The organism is Streptomyces sp. CB02009 (assembly GCF_001905825.1).
Classification (GTDB): Bacteria; Actinomycetota; Actinomycetes; order Streptomycetales; family Streptomycetaceae; genus Streptomyces.
The window spans coordinates 50,061-69,195 of record NZ_LIVV01000007.1; the positions used below are offsets into that span (position 1 = coordinate 50,061).

Here is a 19,135-nt window from a genome sequence, read left to right on the forward strand (position 1 = left end):
ACCGAGACCGTCACGCGTCCCCGTCAGGCTCTGACCCCATGGACGAGCAGCAAGAACACGGCCCGGCCGGGCCCCTCGCCGGCTTCACGGTCGGCGTCACCGCGGCGCGGCGCGCGGACGAGCTCATCGCGCTGCTGCGCCGGCGGGGCGCGGCCGTCGTCCACGGACCCGCCCTGCGGATCGTCCCCCTCGCGGACGACACCGAACTCCTCGCCGCCACCAAGGAACTCATCGGCCACGCCCCGGACGTCGTCGTCGCCACCACGGCGATCGGCTTCCGGGGCTGGGTCGAGGCGGCGGAGGGCTGGGGATGCGGGGAGGAACTCCTCGCCGTCCTGCGGGACGTCGAGCTGCTCGCCCGGGGACCCAAGGTCAAGGGAGCCGTACGGGCCGCCGGACTCACCGAGTCCTGGTCGCCCGGCTCGGAGTCCATGGCCGAGGTCCTCGACCGGCTCCTCGGCGAGGGCGTCGCGGGCCGGCGGATCGCGCTCCAGCTGCACGGGGAGCCGCTCCCCGGCTTCGTGGAGGCGCTCACGGCCGGCGGCGCGGAGGTCGTCGGCGTCCCCGTCTACCGCTGGATGCCGCCGGAGGACATCGGGCCGCTCGACCGGCTCCTCGACGCCGTCCTGTCCGGAAGCCTGGACGCGGTCACCTTCACCAGCGCGCCCGCCGCGGCGTCGCTGCTGTCGCGGGCGGCGGAGAGGGGCGTACGGGCCGCACTCGTCGCCGCGCTCCGGCACGACGTCCTCGCGGTGTGTGTGGGGCCCGTGACGGCGCTCCCGCTCCAGGCGGAGGGCATCGACACGTACGCGCCGGAGCGGTTCCGGCTCGGGCCGCTCGTCCAGCTGCTCTGCACGGAGCTGCCGGCCCGCTCACGGGTCCTGCCCGTGGCCGGCCACCGGGTGGAGGTCCGCGGGCACGCCGTCCTCGTCGACGGCCTCCTCCGGCCCGTCCCGCCCGCCGGAATGGCCCTCCTCGGACTCCTCGCCCGCCGCCCCGGCTGGGTCGTCTCCCGCGCGGACCTGCTGCGCGCGCTGCCGGGCGCGGGGCGGGACGAGCACGCGGTGGAGACGGCGATGGCGCGGCTGCGGGCCGCCCTGGGCACGCCGAAGCTGATCCAGACGGTGGTGAAGCGGGGGTACCGGTTGGCGCTGGACCCGGCGGCGGACGCCAAGTACGGCGACTGAGGGGGACGGAGGACGGCTGAGGGGGGCGGAGGAACGCGACCCGGTTCGGGGGTCTCGCCTGACACAGTGGGGGCCGGTGGCGTACGCTCGACGGCTGCCCAGTGCACGTCAGAAGGGGGCCTTAGGTGGCCGCGCAGGAAGCCGTGGACACGGTCAGAGACCGTGAGATCGGTGTCGAGCAGGAACATCTGGATCACGTCTACCGCCGACTGGAGGAGAAGATCCACGAGGCGGAGTTCCTGATGAACGACGCCGCCCAGCGGGGCCAGGTCGGCACGCCCGGCGCGCTCGCCGAGCGCGACGCCCAGGTCTTCCGGGCCGGCATCCACCTCAACCGGCTCAACAACGAGTTCGAGGACTTCCTCTTCGGCCGGATCGACCTGCTGGAGGGGAAGGACGGGAAGAAGGGCCCGGACGGGGCGTACACCTCCGTCGAGCCCGCCGAGGACGCCGTGCGGCCCGACAGCACCGCCGAGATCGGCGAGACGCTGCACATCGGCCGGATCGGCGTCCTGGATTCCGACTACGCGCCGCTGGTCATCGACTGGCGCGCACCCGCCGCCGCGCCCTTCTACGGGTCCACGCCGGTCGATCCGGGCCGGGTCGTACGGCGCAGGGTCATCCGCTCCAAGGGCCGCAAGGTCCTCGGTGTCGAGGACGACCTGATGCGTCCCGAGCTCCGGGCCACCCTGGAGGGGCGCGAGCTGCCCGTCATCGGCGACGGCGCCCTGATGGCCGCCCTCGGGCAGGCCCGCAGCCACACGATGCGGGACATCGTGTCCTCCATCCAGGCCGAGCAGGACCTCGTCATCCGCGCGCCCGCCGCGTCGGTCACGTACGTCGAGGGCGGGCCGGGCACCGGCAAGACCGCCGTGGCCCTGCACCGGGCCGCCTACCTGCTCTACCAGGACCGCAGGAGGTACGCGGGCGGCATCCTGATCGTCTCGCCGACCCCGCTCCTCGTCTCGTACACCGAGGGCGTCCTGCCCTCCCTGGGCGAGGAGGGGCAGGTCGCCATCCGCGCGGTCGGCAGCCTCGTCGACGGTGCCGAGGCCACCGCCTACGACGACCCGGCCGTCGCCCGGATCAAGGGCTCCTCCCGGATGCTGCACGTGCTCCGCAAGGCCGCCCGCGGCGCCCTGGAGACCCCGCCGCCCAGGACCCAGCCCGAGCTGGGGGAGGAGGACGCCCCCGTCCCGGCGGGCACGCCGACGCGGCTGCGGGTCGTCGCCTTCGGCCGCCGTCTGGAGCTGGAGGCCGACGAACTGCGGCGCATCCGGCACAACGTCCTCGGCGGCACCGCACCCGTCAACCTGCTGCGCCCGCGCGCCCGTCGGCTGCTCCTGGACGCGCTGTACGCCAAGTCGGGCGCGGTCGGCCGGCACAGCGACCCCGAGCTCGCCGCCGAACTGCGCTCCTCGTTCGACGAGGACGTGTCGACGGAGGACTCCTTCCTCGGGTTCCTCGACGCCTGGTGGCCCGAGCTCACCCCGCGCCGGGTCCTCGACGCGATGTCCGACGAGCGCCGGCTCGGCCGCTGGGCCCGCCGCATCCTCAACCCGGGGGAGGTGCGCCGGCTCGCCCGTTCGCTGCGCCGCAGGGAGCTGTCCGTCCACGACGTGGCGCTCCTCGACGAGCTGCACACCCTGGTGGGGACCCCGGCGCGGCCCCGGAAGAAGCGCGAGTACGACCCGCTCGACCAGCTCACGGGCCTGGAGGAGCTCATGCCGGTGCGGGAGGAGACGCAGCGCGAGCGCGCCGAGCGGCTCGCCGCGGAGCGCACCGAGTACGCGCACGTGATCGTCGACGAGGCGCAGGACCTCACGCCGATGCAGTGGCGGATGGTCGGGCGGCGCGGCCGGCACGCCACCTGGACGGTCGTCGGCGACCCGGCGCAGTCCTCCTGGTCGGACCCGGACGAGGCCGCGGCGGCCCGGGACGAGGCCCTCGGGTCCCGGCCGCGGCGCCGCTTCGAGCTGACCGTGAACTACCGGAACCCGGCCGAGATCGCCGAGCTCGCGGCCAAGGTGCTGGCGCTGGCCATGCCGGGCAAGGAGTCGCCCCGCGCGGTCCGCTCGACCGGCGTCGAGCCCCGGTTCGTCCCGGTTCGGGAGGTCGAAGGCAAGCCTGATCTGGCTGAAACTGTTCGGTCCGAGGCGCGGCTGCTCCTGGAGCGGGTCGAGGGCACCGTCGGTGTCGTCGTGGCCATGAACCGGCGTCAGGAGGCGGCCCGCTGGCTGGCCGAGCTGGGCGACCGGGTGGTGGCGCTGGGCTCCCTGGAGGCGAAGGGCCTGGAGTACGACGCCACGGTCGTGGTCTCGCCCGCGGAGATCGCGGACGAGTCCCCGGCCGGCCTGCGGGTCCTCTACGTGGCTCTCACCCGGGCGACGCAGCAGCTCACGGTGGTCGCGGCGGCGGCCGACATGCCGGACGAGGCGGGGGTCCCGGACCTGCTGAGGGACTGATCCGGACCCGGCGGGAGGCTGGGCCGGACCCGTCGGGGGGCTGGGCCGCCGGAGCCCGGGACACCGATTTCAGGTCAACCTGTGGCGCTGGAATCACCGACCAGGGTGGTTTGTTAGCCTTGTCGTGGCACCGGCTCGATCCAAGCCCCCGGGCCCAACCTTCGTCCCTCAGAGGGACCACTTGCCGCGAGGCGAGCATGGCGGGTCGGTGCCACTTAGACGTATGTACGAAGTTGAGGCCCTCGTCACCCCTGGTGACGGGGGCCTCTTCTGTTTCCTCCGTACTTCTCGTATGGTGGAAACTACTTTCCGAAAACAAAATGACCGCATTACCTGCTACCGGCAGGTAGGTGCGACCATCGGAGGGCGCCGCCGGGCAACCAGCCGGGGCGGCGTAGCAACGAAGCTCAGGGAAAGCAGAGGAACTCGGCCATGGCAACGGCGCCCAGCGTCTCGTACTCGATGACGGTCCGGCTGGAGGTTCCCGCGAGCGGAACCGCGGTCTCCCAGCTCACCACGGCGGTGGAGTCCCACGGCGGATCCGTCACCGGCCTCGACGTGACCGCCTCCGGCCACGAGAAGCTCCGCATCGACGTCACGATCGCCGCGACGTCCACGGCGCACGCCGACGAGATCGTCGCCCAGCTGCGCACCATCGAGGGCGTCGTCCTGGGCAAGGTCTCCGACCGTACGTTCCTGATGCACCTCGGCGGCAAGATCGAGATGGCGGCCAAGCACCCCATCCGCAACCGTGACGACCTCTCCATGATCTACACCCCGGGCGTCGCCCGCGTGTGCATGGCCATCGCCGAGAACCCCGAGGACGCCCGCCGCCTCACCATCAAGCGCAACACCGTCGCCGTCGTCACCGACGGCTCCGCCGTCCTCGGCCTCGGCAACATCGGCCCGATGGCCGCCATGCCGGTCATGGAGGGCAAGGCGGCCCTGTTCAAGCGCTTCGCCGACATCGACGCCTGGCCGATCTGCCTCGACACCCAGGACACCGACGAGATCGTCTCCATCGTCAAGGCGATCGCCCCCGGCTTCGCGGGCATCAATTTGGAGGACATCTCCGCGCCCCGCTGCTTCGAGATCGAGGCCCGGCTGCGCGAGGCCCTCGACATCCCCGTCTTCCACGACGACCAGCACGGCACCGCCATCGTCGTCCTCGCCGCCCTGACCAACGCGCTCCGCGTGGTCAACAAGGGCATCGGCGACGTACGGGTCGTCATGTCCGGTGCGGGCGCCGCCGGTACGGCCATCCTCAAGCTGCTCATCGCCGCGGGCGTCAAGCACGCCGTCGTCGCCGACATCCACGGTGTGGTGCACGCGGGCCGCGAGGACCTGGTCGACGCCGCGCCCGGCACCCCGCTGCGCTGGATCGCCGACAACACCAACCCCGAGGGCGTCACCGGCACCCTCAAGCAGGCCGTGGTCGGCGCGGACGTCTTCATCGGCGTCTCGGCCCCCAACCTGCTGGGCGCGGACGACGTCGCCGCGATGGCAGAGGGCGCGATCGTCTTCGCGCTCGCGAACCCCGACCCGGAGGTCGATCCGGCCGTCGCGCGCCAGACGGCCGCCGTCGTCGCCACCGGCCGCTCGGACTTCCCGAACCAGATCAACAACGTGCTGGTCTTCCCGGGTGTCTTCCGCGGTCTCCTCGACGCCCAGTCCCGTACCGTCAACACGGAGATGATGCTGGCGGCCGCCACGGCCCTGGCCGGCGTCGTCACCGAGGACGAGCTGAACCCGAACTACATCATCCCGTCGGTCTTCAACGACAAGGTCGCGGGCGCGGTCGCCGGAGCCGTGCGCAACGCGGCCAAGGCGGCGGCCGGAAGCCCGGCGGCGACCGGGCGCTGACGGCGCGTCGCGATTCGCGGAGTCGTAAACCCGCCTTTAGGGTGGCTTTTCGGCTCCGCATGGTTTTCGCGGAGTCGACAGAACGTCACCACCACGGGGATCTGGCGCTTTTCGTGTGACCCCAGGGGGTGCCGGATTGGCGTTCCCGCCGCTGGTGGGGGCAGGATGCGTGTTTGGGCGCGAGGGTCTGTCATTAGACCCGGGTCCGGGGACTGTCCGAAGGCCCTGGCAGCATCGGCTTCGCTGTACCCAATCACGCGGCTTCCGCCGCGTGGCACGCCTCACAGGCAAGAAGAACACGGGAGTAACAACATGAACCGCAGTGAGCTGGTGGCCGCCCTGGCCGACCGCGCCGAGGTGACCCGCAAGGACGCTGACGCCGTGCTGGCCGCTCTCGCCGAGACCGTCGGTGAGGTCGTCGCCAAGGGCGACGAGAAGGTCACCATCCCCGGCTTCCTGACCTTCGAGCGCACCCACCGTGCCGCTCGCACCGCTCGTAACCCGCAGACCGGCGACCCGATCAACATCCCGGCCGGCTACAGCGTGAAGGTCTCCGCGGGCTCGAAGCTCAAGGAAGCCGCCAAGGGCAAGTAAGGCCGACAAGGCCGCGTAAGGCAGCCTGGAGGCACAGAAAGGGCGGCCACCCTGTCAGGGGGTGGCCGCCCTTTCGTTTGCCCTTCAGAGGCCCGCTGACGCGGTCGGAGGCCGGTGCACGCGCGCGGGGAGCGGTCCCCGTACGCGCACGGGCCGGTCGAAGGCGCCCGCGGCCGGCCCGTACGCGTACGTCGGGCCGGCCCGTACGCGTACACCCGGCCGGACGTACGCCTGCGCCCGGTCAGACCAGCGCGCTGCCCGGCAGCTCGACCTTGGCGCCGAGCTCGACGAGCTTCTCCATGAAGTTCTCGTAACCGCGGTTGATCAGCTCGATGCCGTGCACCCGGGAGGTGCCCTGCGCCGCGAGCGCCGCGATCAGGTACGAGAAGCCGCCGCGCAGGTCGGGGATGACCAGGTCGGCGCCCTGGAGCTTCGTCGGGCCGGACACGACGGCCGAGTGCAGGAAGTTGCGCTGGCCGAAGCGGCAGTCGGAGCCGCCGAGGCACTCGCGGTACAGCTGGATGTGCGCGCCCATCTGGTTGAGCGCGGAGGTGAAGCCCAGCCGGGACTCGTAGACCGTCTCGTGGACGATGGAGAGGCCGGAGGCCTGCGTCAGGGCCACGACCAGCGGCTGCTGCCAGTCCGTCTGGAAGCCGGGGTGCACGTCCGTCTCCAGGTGGATCGCGTTGAGCGAGCCGCCCGGGTGCCAGAAGCGGATGCCCTCGTCGTCGATCTCGAAGGCGCCACCCACCTTCCGGTAGGTGTTGAGGAAGGTCATCATCGAGCGTTGCTGGGCGCCGCGCACGTAGATGTTGCCCTCGGTCGCGAGCGCCGCGGACGCCCAGGAGGCCGCCTCCAGGCGGTCCGGGAGCGCCCGGTGGGTGTAGCCGTCGAGGCGGTCGACACCGGTGATCCGGATGGTCCGGTCGGTGTCCATGGAGATGATCGCGCCCATCTTCTGCAGCACGCAGATGAGGTCCTCGATCTCGGGCTCCACGGCGGCGTTCGACAGCTCGGTGACACCCTCGGCGAGCACCGCCGTCAGGAGCACCTGCTCGGTCGAACCGACCGAGGGGTACGGCAGCCGGATCTTGCAACCGCGAAGACGCTGCGGGGCCTCCAGGTACTGCCCGTCGTCCCGCTTCTCGATGGTGGCGCCGAACTGGCGCAGCACGTCGAAGTGGAAGTCGATGGGCCGGCCGCCGATGTCGCAGCCGCCGAGGCCGGGGATGAAGGCGTGGCCGAGGCGGTGCAGCAGCGGGCCGCAGAAGAGGATCGGGATGCGCGACGAGCCGGCGTGGGCATCGATGTCGGCGACGTTCGCCGACTCGACGTGCGTCGGGTCGAGGACGAGCTCGCCGGGCTCCTCGCCCGGACGGACCGTCACTCCGTGCAGCTGGAGCAGTCCGCGGACCACGCGGACGTCACGGATGTCGGGCACGTTGCGCAGGCGGCTCGGGCCGCTGCCGAGCAGGGCGGCGACCATCGCCTTGGGCACGAGATTCTTCGCGCCGCGGACGCGGATCTCTCCCTCCAGCGGGGTTCCGCCGTGGACGAGGAGTACATCATGGCTGTCTGTGCCGGTCATGAATCTCGCGTTCCGGAGTGGGTGCGGTCGGGTGGCCAGTGAAAAGGGTAAGGGTCCAGGAGACCCCTCTTGGGTGCTCCGGGTGCCCTGTCAGATGTAATGAATTCGGCACAACACCCTCTGTTCCCGTGATCTTGCGGAGCGTCACCGTCCGCTTCCGCCGCCCGGGCGCCGTCACGGGCCCGCCCCGTCCCCTCTGAACTGCGGCGGTCGGCGAGTTCCGGACATCGGGTCCCTCGGTACCCCCGAGACCGCCCGCGAAGCCGGAAGATGCGGGATCATGTCTCGCATGACCGAGGTGTCCTCGCTCACAGGACGGCTGCTCGTCGCCACCCCCGCCCTCGCGGACCCGAATTTCGACCGCGCGGTGGTGCTGCTGCTCGACCACGACGACGAGGGCTCGCTCGGTGTGGTCCTCAACCGGCCCACTCCGGTGACCGTCGGCGACATCCTCGCCCCCTGGGCCGGACTCGCCGGCGAACCCGGGGTGGTCTTCCAGGGCGGCCCCGTCTCCCTCGACGCCGCGCTCGGCGTCGCCGTGATCCCCGGCGACGAGGGGCCGCTCGGCTGGCGGCGGGTGTACGGGGCGATCGGACTGGTCGACCTGGAGACCCCGCCCGAGCTGCTCGGACCGGCCCTCGGCTCGCTGCGGATCTTCGCCGGGTACGCGGGCTGGGGCCCCGGTCAGCTGGAGACCGAGCTCGGCGACGGGGCCTGGTACGTGGTCGAGTCGGAGCCCGGTGACGTCTCCTCGCCGCAGCCCGAGACGCTCTGGCGGCAGGTGCTCCGCAGACAGCGCGGCGACCTCGCGATGATCGCGACGTACCCGGACGATCCCTCCCTCAACTGAGGGCCCCGGCTTTCAGTACCCTTGGCCCTTATGAGCACTCTCGAGCCCGAGCGCGGGGCAGGTACGGGAACCCTCGTCGAGCCGACGCCGCAGGTGTCCCACGGTGACGGCGACCACGAGCGCTACGCCCATTACGTCCAGAAGGACAAGATCATGGCGAGCGCCCTCGACGGCACCCCCGTCGTGGCGCTGTGCGGAAAGGTCTGGGTGCCGGGGCGTGACCCCAAGAAGTACCCGGTCTGTCCGATGTGCAAGGAGATCTACGACTCCATGGGCGCCGGCGGTGGCGACAAGGACAAGGGCGGCAAGGACAAGTAGAGCTGTCCTGACGTCCCGGAACGTCGGGGGCGGCCCCCGTCACGCGTACTTCGGTACGGGTGACGGGGGCCGTTTCGTTTTCCGGTGCCCGGAGCCGTTGCGCAGGGTGCTTCCGCCGGTCACGGAGTGGTTGAGGTGGTCGAGACCTCTTGTCGGGTCCCCGGAGGCGCGCCTAACCTCACGCGTGTTGTGCAGAACGAAACGCGCATTGCGCATGTTGCAACGCACGCATCCGGAGGGGATCCGTCATGAAGTTTCCTGCCCTCCCCCGCGCCCTCGGCTCCGGCCGAGCAGGGGGAACCCGCGTCACCGCCCGCCTCACCGCCCCGGCCGCCGCGCTCCTGCTGGCCGGCCTGACCGCCACGGCGTGCGCGCCCCAGACGTCCGACGGCAAGGCCACGACGGACGAGAAGACCGGCACCCTGCGGGTCTGGCTCTTCCAGGAGGTGAGCAACAAGCCCAAGGAGCAGGTCGTCGCCCAGGCCGTCGCCGCCTTCGAGAAGCAGCACGAGGGCGCGAAGGTCGAGGTCGAGTACATCCCCGTCGAGACCCGCGCCCAGCGCGTCAAGGCCGCCTTCAACGACCCCAAGTCGGCACCCGACCTCATCGAGTACGGCAACACCGACACCGCCGGATACGTCAAGGACGGCGGACTCGCCGACATCAGCGCCGAGTTCGGCGCCTGGGACGAGGCCAAGGACACCGACCCCACCGCCAAGCAGTCCGTCACCGTCGGCGGAAAGGTCTACGGAGCCCCGCTGTTCGTCGGCGTCCGCGCCCTCTACTACCGCACCGACGTGTTCCGCGACCTCGGCCTCACCGCCCCCAAGTCCCAGGCCGAACTCGTCTCCACGGCCAAGAAGATCCGCAAGGCCAGGCCCGAGCTGTACGGCATCGCCGTCGGCGGCGCGTACACCTACGGCGCCATGCCCTTCGTCTGGGCCGCCGGCGGCGAACTCGCCACCGCGAACGGCGACGCGTACAAGGCCGCCGTCAACAGCGAGGCCGCGCTCAAGGGCATCAGCACCTACACCTCGCTCTTCGGCGACGACAACTGCCCCGCCGCCAAGTGCGCCCAGATGGGCGGCAACGCCACCGTCACCGCCTTCGCCTCCGGCAAGGCCGCCATGGCCATCGGCGGCGACTTCAGCCACGCCGCCGTCGAGGCCGGCACCGTCAAGGGCAAGTACGCCGTCGTCCCGCTGCCCGGCACCACCCCCGGCTCCATCGCCCCGGCCTTCGCCGGCGGCAACAACATCGGCGTCCTCAAGAGCAGCTCCCACCGCAGCCTCGCCGTCGACCTCCTCAAGTCCCTCACCGGCAAGGAGACCCAGGGCAGGCTCTTCGACGCGATGGGCTTCCTCCCCACGTTCACCGACGTCCGGACCGCCGCCGCCCAGCGGCAGCCCTTCGTGAAGCCCTTCATCGACACCCTCGGCGCCGGCACCAAGTTCGTCCCGGCATCCGCCGGCTGGGGCCAGATCGACGCCTCCCTCGTCCTGCCCACGATGTTCCAGGAGGTCGTCAGCGGCCGTAAGGACGTCAAGGCGGCGGCCGACGACGCCGCGAAGAAGATGGACGCGGCCTTCGCGCCGGCGGGCTGAACCGCATGACGACCCAGCTCACCCCGCCCACCGCCACCGGGAAGCGGCCGGGTGCGACCACGCCCCCGGCCGCCGCCCGGCGGGCCCGGCGCGGCGGCCCCCGGGGCCACCGCCCCTGGACCCCCTGGCTGTACCTGCTGCCCGCCCTCGCCGTCCTCGGCGGACTCCTCGTCTACCCCGTCTACCAGCTCGGCCTGATCTCCTTCCTGGAGTACACCCAGGCCCAGGTAAGCGGCGGCGAACCCACCTCCTTCAAGGGCTTCGGCAACTACACGACCCTCTTCGCCGACCCCCAGTTCTGGCAGGTCCTCCTCGCCACCGTCCTCTTCGCCGCCGCCTGCGTCGTCACCACGCTCGCCGTCGGCTGCGCCCTCGCCGTACTCCTCACGCGCGTGCGCGCCCTGCCGCGGTTCGTCCTGATGATGGCCGCGCTCGGCGCCTGGGCCACGCCCGCGATCACCGGCTCCACGGTCTGGGTCTTCCTCTTCGACCCCGACTTCGGCCCCGTCAACAAGCTGCTCGGGCTCGGCGACTTCTCCTGGACGTACGGGCGGTACAGCGCCTTCGCCCTCGTCCTCCTCGAAGTCGTCTGGTGCTCCTTCCCGTTCGTGATGGTCACCGTCTACGCCGGCATCAAGGCCATCCCGTCCGAGGTCCTGGAGGCCGCCGCCCTCGACGGCGCCTCGCAGTGGCGGATCTGGCGCTCGGTCATGGCGCCGGTGCTCCGGCCGATCCTGGTCGTCGTCACGATCCAGTCGATCATCTGGGACTTCAAGGTCTTCACCCAGATCTACGTGATGACGAACGGCGGCGGCATCGCCGGCCAGAACCTCGTCCTCAACGTGTACGCCTACCAGAAGGCCTTCGCCTCGTCCCAGTACAGCCTGGGCTCGGCGATCGGCGTCGTCATGCTGCTGATCCTGCTGGCCGTGACCCTGGTCTACCTGCGCCTGCTGCGACGCCAGGGAGAAGAACTGTGAGCGTTCCGAACGCCCTCCGCATCCGCCGCCCCGGCCGCCTCGCCGCCGAGGCCGTCACCCTGCTCGTCGCGGCCGCCGTCGCCTTCCCGCTGTACTGGATGGTGCTCTCGGCCTTCAAGCCGGCCGGTGAGATCCAGTCCACCGAGCCCCGCCCGTGGACGCTCTCCCCGTCGCTCGACTCCTTCCGGCGCGTCTTCGAACAGCAGGAGTTCGGGCGCTACTTCCTCAACTCGCTGATCGTGGCGGGCACGGTCGTCCTCGCCTCCGCGCTGATCGCCTTCCTCGCCGCGACGGCCGTCACCCGGTTCCGCTTCAAGTTCCGGACGACCCTCCTGATCATGTTCCTGGTCGCCCAGATGGTGCCGGTCGAGGCCCTCACCATCCCGCTGTTCTTCCTCATGCGGGACGCCGGCCAGCTCAACACCCTCGGCTCGCTGATCCTCCCGCACATCGCGTTCTCGCTGCCGTTCGCGATCTGGATGCTGCGCGGCTTCGTCAAGGCCGTCCCCGAGGCCCTGGAGGAGCAGGCCCAGATCGACGGGGCGAGCCGCACCCGGTTCCTGTGGCAGATCCTCTTCCCGCTGGTCTTCCCCGGCCTCGTCGCCACCAGCGTCTTCTCGTTCATCTCCACCTGGAACGACTTCCTCTTCGCGAAGTCGTTCATCATCAGCGACACCTCGCAGTCGACCCTGCCCATGGCGCTGCTCGTCTTCTTCAAGCCCGACGAGAACGACTGGGGAGGCATCATGGCCGGCTCGACCGTGATGACCGTCCCGGTGCTCGTCTTCTTCGTACTCGTACAGCGCCGCCTGGTCTCGGGACTGGGCGGGGCGGTGAAGGACTGACGCGATGACCACCGACGCGACGACCACCGACCCGTACCCCGGCACGGACCTGATCCCGGCACCGCTCCGCCAGGAGACGCGCGGCGACTCCCCGGGCTCCTTCTCGCTCGACGAGCGCACCACCCTCGACGCGGGACCCGGCACCGCGTCCACCGCCCGCTGGCTCCGCACCGTCCTCGGCGCCGCCACCGGCCTGCCGTTCGCCGACGGCACCGGCCCGCACGCGATCCGGCTGCGCGTGAGCGAGGACGTGGAGCGGGAGCACGGCCCCGAGGGCTACCGCCTCACCACCGAGGACCCCGACGCCGCCGTCGTCATCGAGGGCGGCGGCCCCGCCGGGGTGTTCTGGGGCGCCCAGACCCTCCGCCAGCTCCTCGGCCCCGGGGCGTACCGCAGGGCGCCGGTGGGCGGCGGCCCGCGGGACCTCCCGTACGTCACCGTCGAGGACCGGCCCCGCTTCGGCTGGCGCGGCCTCATGCTCGACGTCTCCCGGCACTTCATGCCCAAGGACGACGTCCTGCGCTACCTCGACCTGATCGCCGCCCACAAGCTCAACGTCTTCCACTTCCACCTCACCGACGACCAGGGCTGGCGCATCGAGATCAAGCGCCACCCCCGGCTCACCGAGGCCGGCTCCTGGCGGGCCCGCACCAAGTGGGGCCACCGCGACTCGCCCCTCTGGACCGACACCCCGCACGGCGGCTTCTACACCCAGGACGACATCCGCGAGATCGTCGCCCACGCCGCCGAGCTGCACATCACCGTCGTCCCCGAGATCGACCTCCCCGGCCACTCGCAGGCCGCCATCGCCGCGTACCCCGAGCTCGGCAACGCCGACGTCGTCGACACCGCCGCCCTCACCGTCTGGGACACCTGGGGCGTCAACCCCAACGTCCTCGCCCCCACCGAAGCCGTCCTGCGCTTCTACGAGGGCGTCTTCGAGGAGGTCCTCGACCTCTTCCCGGCAGCCGTGTCGCCCTTCGTGCACGTCGGCGGCGACGAGTGCCCCAAGGACCAGTGGAAGGCCTCCCCGGCCGCCCAGGCCCGCATCCGGGAACTCGGGCTCGCCGACGAGGACGAGCTCCAGTCCTGGTTCATCCGCCACTTCGACCGCTGGCTCGCCGCCCGCGGCCGGCGGCTCATCGGCTGGGACGAGATCCTGGAGGGCGGCCTCGCCGAGGGCGCGGCCGTGTCGTCCTGGCGGGGGTACGGGGGAGGGATCGCCGCCGCGGAGGCCGGCCACGACGTCGTCATGTGCCCCGAGCAGCACGTGTACCTGGACCACCGTCAGGCGCCGGGCGAGGACGAACCGATGCCCATCGGGTACGTCCGCACCCTGGAGGACGTCTACCGCTTCGAGCCCGTCCCGCCGGGCCTGTCGCCGGAGGCCGCCGCCCACATCCTGGGAACCCAGGCCAACGTCTGGACCGAGGTGATGGAGAACCGGTCCCGCGTCGACTACCAGGTCTTCCCGCGCCTCGCCGCCTTCGCCGAGGTCGCCTGGTCGGCGCTGCCCGCGCCGGAGGCGCGCGACTACCCGGCCTTCGCCCGCCGGATGCGCACCCACTACGCCCGCCTGGACGCCCTCGGCGTGGACTACCGCCCGCCCGCCGGACCCCATCCCCGGCAGCAGCGCCCCGGAGTCCTCGGGAGGCCCAGGGAAGGCACGCCCCCGATCGTGTGAGGGACCCGACATCCCCCTTCACCCAAGAGCGGCGAAACGGAAGTTACCGTCATTCGTCGGGGCGTCCCGGACGGAACAGTCCTTCGCGGGCCCTCGCGCCGGACCGCTCGGAAGATGTGCCAGAGTTGCCACGTCCGGCCTGTGAGCACGTACGGTACGCCCACACGCAGGCGCGACCGCCGGGCACATTCGGGGACCACCGGGACACCGGGAAGGGGCAGCGGGTTGACCACGCACGCACCACAGACGGCGCAGTCCGTGACGCTGCCCGCCTCGCTCGACGAGGCCGTGGCGGCGCTCACGGCCATGCCGGCCGCCGTCCCCGTCGCCGGTGGCACCGACCTGATGGCAGCCGTCAACAAGGGGCAGCTCCGCCCCGCCGGACTGGTCGGCCTGAGCCGCATCAACGAGATCCGCGGCTGGCAGTACCAGGACGGCCACGCGCTGCTCGGCGCGGGCCTCACCCACGCGCGCATGGGCCGCCCCGACTTCGCCGCCCTCATCCCCGCCCTCGCCGCCGCCTCCCGCGCCGCGGGACCGCCCCAGATCCGCAACGCGGGCACCCTCGGCGGCAACGTCGTCACCGCCGCGCCCACCGGCGACTCGCTGCCCGTCCTCGCCGCCCTGGAGGCCGACCTGGTCGTCCTCGGGCCGCTCGGCAGCCGCGAGATCCCCGTCTCCCACCTGCTCGCCGGCCGCGACCTGCTGGCCCCCGGCGAGCTCGTCGCCTTCGTCCGCGTCCCCCTGCTCCACGCCCCCCAGGTCTTCGTCAAGGCCACCGGCCGGACCGGCCCGGCCCGTGCCACCGCCTCCGTCGCCGTCGTCCTCGACCCGGCCCGGCGCGGCGTGCGCTGCGCGGTCGGCGCGGTCGCGCCGATGCCGCTGCGCCCGCTGGAGGCCGAGCGCTGGATCGCCTCGCTGGTCGACTGGGACAACGACCGGGGGCTCGCCCCCGAGGCGCTCGCGGCCTTCGGCGAGTACGTCGCCGCCGCCTGCATCCCGGACCCGCCGGGCGACGAAGCGTTGCCCCCGGCCGTACTGCACCTGCGGCGCACCGTCGCCGCACTCGCCCGACGGGCACTGGGGAGGGCACTGTCGTGAGCAGCGAACAGCAGCGTCAGCAGCAGAACTCCGGCGGCTGGGAGCCGATCCCGCAGAGCGAGGGGTACGACGGGGACGCCACCGCGTTCGTCCAGCTGCCGCCCGACTTCATGCTGGACGGCGTCCCCCTGGAGGCGCCCGGCCACGGCTACGTGCCGCCGATGATCACCCCGCTGCAGCCGCTCGACCCGGCCGCGGCCGACCCGTCGGCGACGGGCACGTGGAACGTCCACCTGCCGACGCAGGCGGAGCAGACGCAGTACTTCGACGGGACGGAGTACGCGGAGCAGGGCGGGTACGGCGAGCAGGGCGGGTACCCGGCGCAGGGCGGATACGGCGACGGACAGGGCGGGCAGGGCGGCTACGGCGACGGCCGGGCCGGGCACGCGGCCGGGCACGGCGGGCACGCCGAGTACGCCGAGCGGTTCGAGCAGGACCCGCACGCGACGTCCGAGTGGCGCTTCACGGAGGCGGCGGAGGCCCAGGCGCCCGCCGGCCCCGGCGCCACGGGCCAGTGGGAGATTCCGGGCGTAGCGGATGTACCGGGCGTGTCCGGGACGGGCGAAGGGGCGGGCTCCGTCGAGGAGTCGGGCGACTTCGCCGCCTCGGCGGTCCGGCCGTACGCGGAGGCCCCGGCGACCCTGCCGGGCGGCGCCCCGGCCCCGTGGGCCGTACGGGAGGAGCCGACGGCCGAACCGGTCGCGGAGGCCGCGGAGGCGGCGGACACCGCCTTCACCGGCGCCGGCGGCGAGGCCGGGGAGGGGCAGGGCGCGAGCCGGGCGGCGGAGTCGGCCGAGGCCGGGGCGGAGGCGCGGGAGCGCGACGGCGAGCCGGACGCGACCGACGCGTCCCGTACGTCCGACGCGTCCCACCAGTCCGACCCGTCCCACCTTTCCGACTCTTCCGGCGTTCCGGACCCTTCGGGCTTGTCGGACCCTTCGGGCCTGGCAGACGGGTCCGACGCGTCCGGTCAGGCTGCCTCGGAGGCGGACACCGCCCCCGAGCCCACGACCGAGATCCCGGCCGCACTTGCCGCACCCGCCGCCTCCGACGCGGGGCTCGCCGCCTCCACCGACAGCGACGAGCACCCCCACACCTCGTACACCCTCCGGGTCAACGGCGCCGACCGGCCCGTCACCGGCTCCTGGATCGGCGAGTCGCTGCTCTACGTCCTGCGCGAGCGCCTCGGCCTCGCCGGGGCGAAGGACGGCTGCTCGCAGGGCGAGTGCGGCGCGTGCAACGTGCAGGTCGACGGCCGGCTCGTCGCCTCCTGCCTGGTCCCCGCGGCGACCGCCGCCGGGAGCGAGGTGCGGACGGTCGAGGGCCTCGCGGTCGACGGGGAGCCCTCGGACGTGCAGCGGGCGATGGCCAGGTGCGGCACCGTCCAGTGCGGCTTCTGCATCCCCGGCATGTGCATGACCGTGCACGACCTGCTCGAGGGCAACCACGCCCCCACCGAACTGGAGACGCGCCAGGCGCTCGCGGGCAACCTGTGCCGCTGCTCCGGCTACCGGGGCGTCCTCGACGCCGTGAAGGACGTCGTGGCCGAGCGCGAGGCGAGCGCCGCGGCCGGCGCGTCCGAGGCCGCCGAAGAGCCCCGGGTCCCGCACCAGATCCCCCACCCGCACGACGGAGGCATGGCGTGAGCGACGCGATCACGGCCGTTCCCACGATCCCGGTCCTGGACACCCCCGGGACCCTGGGCCAGGAGCCGGCCGCGCACGGCCTCGGCACCTCGCTTCCGCAGGCCGAGGCGAGGGCGAAGACCGAGGGCACCTTCCCGTACGCCTCCGACCTGTGGGCCGAGGGGCTGCTCTGGGCCGCGATCCTGCGCTCCCCGCACCCCCACGCGCGCATCGTCTCCGTCGACACGAGCGCCGCCACCGCCATGGCGGGCGTACGGGCCGTGGTGACGGCCGCGGACGTGCCCGGCGCCGCGACGTACGGCCGACAGGTCGCCGACCGGCCGGTGTTCGCCTCCGACCTGGTCCGGCACCACGGCGAGGCGATCGCCGCCGTCGCCGCCGACCACCCCGACACGGCCCGGCTCGCGGCCGCCGCGATCGCCGTCGAGTACGAGGTGCTCGACCCGGTCACGGACCCGGAGAAGGCGTTCGCGGCCGAGGCGCTGCACCCCGACGGGAACCTGATCCGGCACATCCCGCTGCGCTTCGGCGACCCCGACGCGACGGGCGAGATCGTCGTCGAGGGCCTGTACCGGATCGGGCGCCAGGACCCGGCGCCGATCGGCGCGGAGGCGGGTCTGGCCGTACCGCGTCCGGACGGCGGGGTGGAGCTCTACACCGCCTCGACCGACCCGCACACCGACCGGGACCTGGCCGCCGCCTGCTTCGGCCTTCCGCCCGAGCAGGTCAAACTGGTGGTGACCGGTGTCCCCGGCGCCACGGGCGACCGCGAGGACCCGGGCTTCCAGATCCCGCTGGGCCTGCTGGCGCTGCGGACCGGCTGCCCGGTCAAGCTCACCGCCACGCGCGAGGAGTCCTTCCTCGGCCACGCCCACCGGCACCCCACCCTGCTGCGCTACCGGCACCACGCGGACGCGGAAGGACGCCTGGTGAAGGTGGAGGCGCAGATCCTGCTCGACGCGGGCGCGTACGCCGACTCCTCGTCGGAGTCGCTCGCGGCGGCCGTGGCGTTCGCCTGCGGTCCGTACGTCGTCCCGCACGCCTTCGTCGAGGGCTGGGCGGTCCGGACGAACAACCCGCCGTCCGGCCATGTGCGGGGCGAGGGCGCGATGCAGGTGTGCGCGGCCTATGAGGCGCAGATGGACAAGATCGCGGCGAAACTGGGCGTGGACCCGGCGGAGCTGCGCATGCGGAACGTGATGTCCACCGGCGACATCCTGCCGACGGGCCAGACCGTGACCTGCCCGGCCCCGGTGGCCGAACTCCTCTCCGCCGTACGCGACTTCCCGCTCCCGCAGCTCCCCAAGGACACCCCCGAGGGCGAGTGGCTGCTGCCCGGCGGCCCCGAGGGCGCGGGCGAACCGGGCGCCGTACGACGGGGCGTGGGCTACGCGCTGGGCATGGTCCACATGCTGGGCGCCGAGGGCACGGACGAGGTCTCGACGGCGACCGTGCGGGTCCAGGACGGGGTCGCGACGGTCATCTGCGCGGCCGTGGACACCGGTTCGGGCTTCTCGACGCTCGCCCGGCAGATCGTGCAGGACACCCTCGGCATCGACGAGGTCCACGTGGCGCCGGTCGACACCGACCAGCCGCCGGCGGGACCCGCGGCCCACGGCCGCCACACCTGGGTCTCCGGCGGTGCGGTGGAGCGGGCCGCGAAGATGGTCCGCACCCAGCTCCTCCAGCCGCTGGCCCACCAGTTCGGCATGTCGACGGAGCTGTTGCAGATCACCGACGGCAAGATCACCTCCTACGACGGGGTGCTGTCGACGACCGTCACGGAGGCGATGGACGGCAAGGAGCTCTGGGCCACCGCCCAGTGCCGCCCCCATCCGACGGAGCCGCTGGACGAGGCGGGCCAGGGCGACGCGTTCGTCGGCCTCGCGTTCTGCGCGATCCGCGCGGTGGTCGACGTGGACATCGAACTCGGCGCCGTACGCGTCGTGGAGATGGCCGTCGCCCAGGACGTCGGCCGCGTCCTCAACCCGGCCCAGCTCGCCACCCGCATCGAGGCGGGCGTCACCCAGGGCGTCGGCGCGGCCCTCACGGAGAACCTCCGCACCGCCCGCGGCCTGGTCCGGCACCCCGACTTCACCGGCTACGCACTCCCGACATCCCTGGACGCCCCGGACATTCGCATCGTGAAACTCGTCGAAGAGCGGGACGTCGTCGCGCCGTTCGGCGCGAAGGCGGCGAGCGCGATCCCGGTCGTCACCTCACCCGCCGCAGTGGCCTCAGCGGTACGCGCGGCGACGGGCCGCCCGGTCAACCGCCTCCCGATCCGCCCCCAGGCAGCGGTGGCCGTGCCCAATTCGTAACCCTGTGATGTCCGTTGCTTGTGCAACCCGGAGGTGCGCACTGTCGTCGTTCCTGACTACAGTGGACTTCTGACTTGGCAGTACGGCGG

General features: G+C 72.5%; 14 protein-coding genes. 13 read left to right on the plus strand and 1 reads right to left on the minus strand.

Going from position 1 to position 19,135, the window contains the following annotated elements; translation table 11 throughout:
• The first annotated feature begins 38 nt into the window (after nucleotides 1-38).
• From AMK27_RS27010 to AMK27_RS27025, 4 genes are all read left to right on the plus strand, one after another.
• Nucleotides 39-1,187: a uroporphyrinogen-III synthase gene (locus AMK27_RS27010; RefSeq protein ID WP_073913339.1), complete on the plus strand. Its 1,149-nt coding sequence runs from the start codon at nucleotides 39-41 to the stop codon at nucleotides 1,185-1,187.
• A gap of 125 nt (nucleotides 1,188-1,312) precedes the next feature.
• Nucleotides 1,313-3,652 carry a HelD family protein gene (locus tag AMK27_RS27015; protein ID WP_073913342.1) on the plus strand — a complete coding sequence of 780 codons (2,340 nt, stop codon included), beginning with the start codon at nucleotides 1,313-1,315 and terminating at the stop codon, nucleotides 3,650-3,652.
• Between the two features lie 432 nt (nucleotides 3,653-4,084).
• Nucleotides 4,085-5,515 (plus strand): NAD-dependent malic enzyme, encoded by a 1,431-nt coding sequence (locus tag AMK27_RS27020; protein WP_073913344.1) that lies wholly within the window; start codon nucleotides 4,085-4,087, stop codon nucleotides 5,513-5,515.
• A gap of 312 nt (nucleotides 5,516-5,827) precedes the next feature.
• Nucleotides 5,828-6,109 (plus strand): HU family DNA-binding protein, encoded by a 282-nt coding sequence (locus tag AMK27_RS27025; RefSeq protein ID WP_017237029.1) that lies wholly within the window; start codon nucleotides 5,828-5,830, stop codon nucleotides 6,107-6,109.
• Between the two features lie 241 nt (nucleotides 6,110-6,350).
• On the opposite strand, the gene murA is transcribed toward AMK27_RS27025, so the two are convergent.
• On the minus strand, nucleotides 6,351-7,697 hold the full coding sequence (murA, locus tag AMK27_RS27030) for a UDP-N-acetylglucosamine 1-carboxyvinyltransferase (RefSeq protein ID WP_073913346.1): 1,347 nt from the start codon (nucleotides 7,695-7,697) through the stop codon (nucleotides 6,351-6,353).
• Between the two features lie 289 nt (nucleotides 7,698-7,986).
• Here murA and AMK27_RS27035 point away from each other — a divergent pair, with 289 nt between their 5' ends.
• The 9 genes from AMK27_RS27035 to AMK27_RS27075 all read left to right on the plus strand — a co-directional run bounded on the left by AMK27_RS27035 (nucleotide 7,987) and on the right by AMK27_RS27075 (nucleotide 19,046).
• Nucleotides 7,987-8,547 (plus strand): YqgE/AlgH family protein, encoded by a 561-nt coding sequence (locus AMK27_RS27035; protein ID WP_073913348.1) that lies wholly within the window; start codon nucleotides 7,987-7,989, stop codon nucleotides 8,545-8,547.
• Between the two features lie 30 nt (nucleotides 8,548-8,577).
• Nucleotides 8,578-8,865: a DUF3039 domain-containing protein gene (locus AMK27_RS27040; protein WP_015033918.1), complete on the plus strand. Its 288-nt coding sequence runs from the start codon at nucleotides 8,578-8,580 to the stop codon at nucleotides 8,863-8,865.
• 248 nt (nucleotides 8,866-9,113) lie between these two features.
• A complete protein-coding gene (locus AMK27_RS27045) occupies nucleotides 9,114-10,469 on the plus strand; it encodes an extracellular solute-binding protein (protein ID WP_073913350.1) in 1,356 nt (451 codons plus the stop codon).
• Between the two features lie 5 nt (nucleotides 10,470-10,474).
• A complete protein-coding gene (locus tag AMK27_RS27050) occupies nucleotides 10,475-11,449 on the plus strand; it encodes a carbohydrate ABC transporter permease (protein ID WP_073913352.1) in 975 nt (324 codons plus the stop codon).
• The gene (locus AMK27_RS27055) at nucleotides 11,446-12,294 is read left to right on the plus strand and encodes a carbohydrate ABC transporter permease (protein ID WP_073913355.1); all 849 of its coding nucleotides are present in this window, start codon (nucleotides 11,446-11,448) and stop codon (nucleotides 12,292-12,294) included. Before AMK27_RS27050 ends, AMK27_RS27055 begins: the two co-directional genes overlap by 4 nt.
• Before the next feature lie 4 nt (nucleotides 12,295-12,298).
• A complete protein-coding gene (locus AMK27_RS27060; RefSeq protein WP_073913358.1) occupies nucleotides 12,299-13,978 on the plus strand; it encodes a beta-N-acetylhexosaminidase in 1,680 nt (559 codons plus the stop codon).
• A 225-nt stretch (nucleotides 13,979-14,203) separates the two neighbouring features.
• Nucleotides 14,204-15,079, plus strand: a complete 876-nt coding sequence (locus AMK27_RS27065; protein WP_073913361.1) for an FAD binding domain-containing protein — start codon at nucleotides 14,204-14,206, stop codon at nucleotides 15,077-15,079.
• A complete protein-coding gene (locus AMK27_RS44210) occupies nucleotides 15,076-16,725 on the plus strand; it encodes a (2Fe-2S)-binding protein (protein WP_073913364.1) in 1,650 nt (549 codons plus the stop codon). The genes AMK27_RS27065 and AMK27_RS44210 overlap by 4 nt, the downstream gene beginning before the upstream one ends.
• A complete protein-coding gene (locus AMK27_RS27075) occupies nucleotides 16,722-19,046 on the plus strand; it encodes a xanthine dehydrogenase family protein molybdopterin-binding subunit (RefSeq protein WP_073913367.1) in 2,325 nt (774 codons plus the stop codon). The genes AMK27_RS44210 and AMK27_RS27075 overlap by 4 nt, the downstream gene beginning before the upstream one ends.
• Nucleotides 19,047-19,135 lie beyond the last annotated feature (89 nt).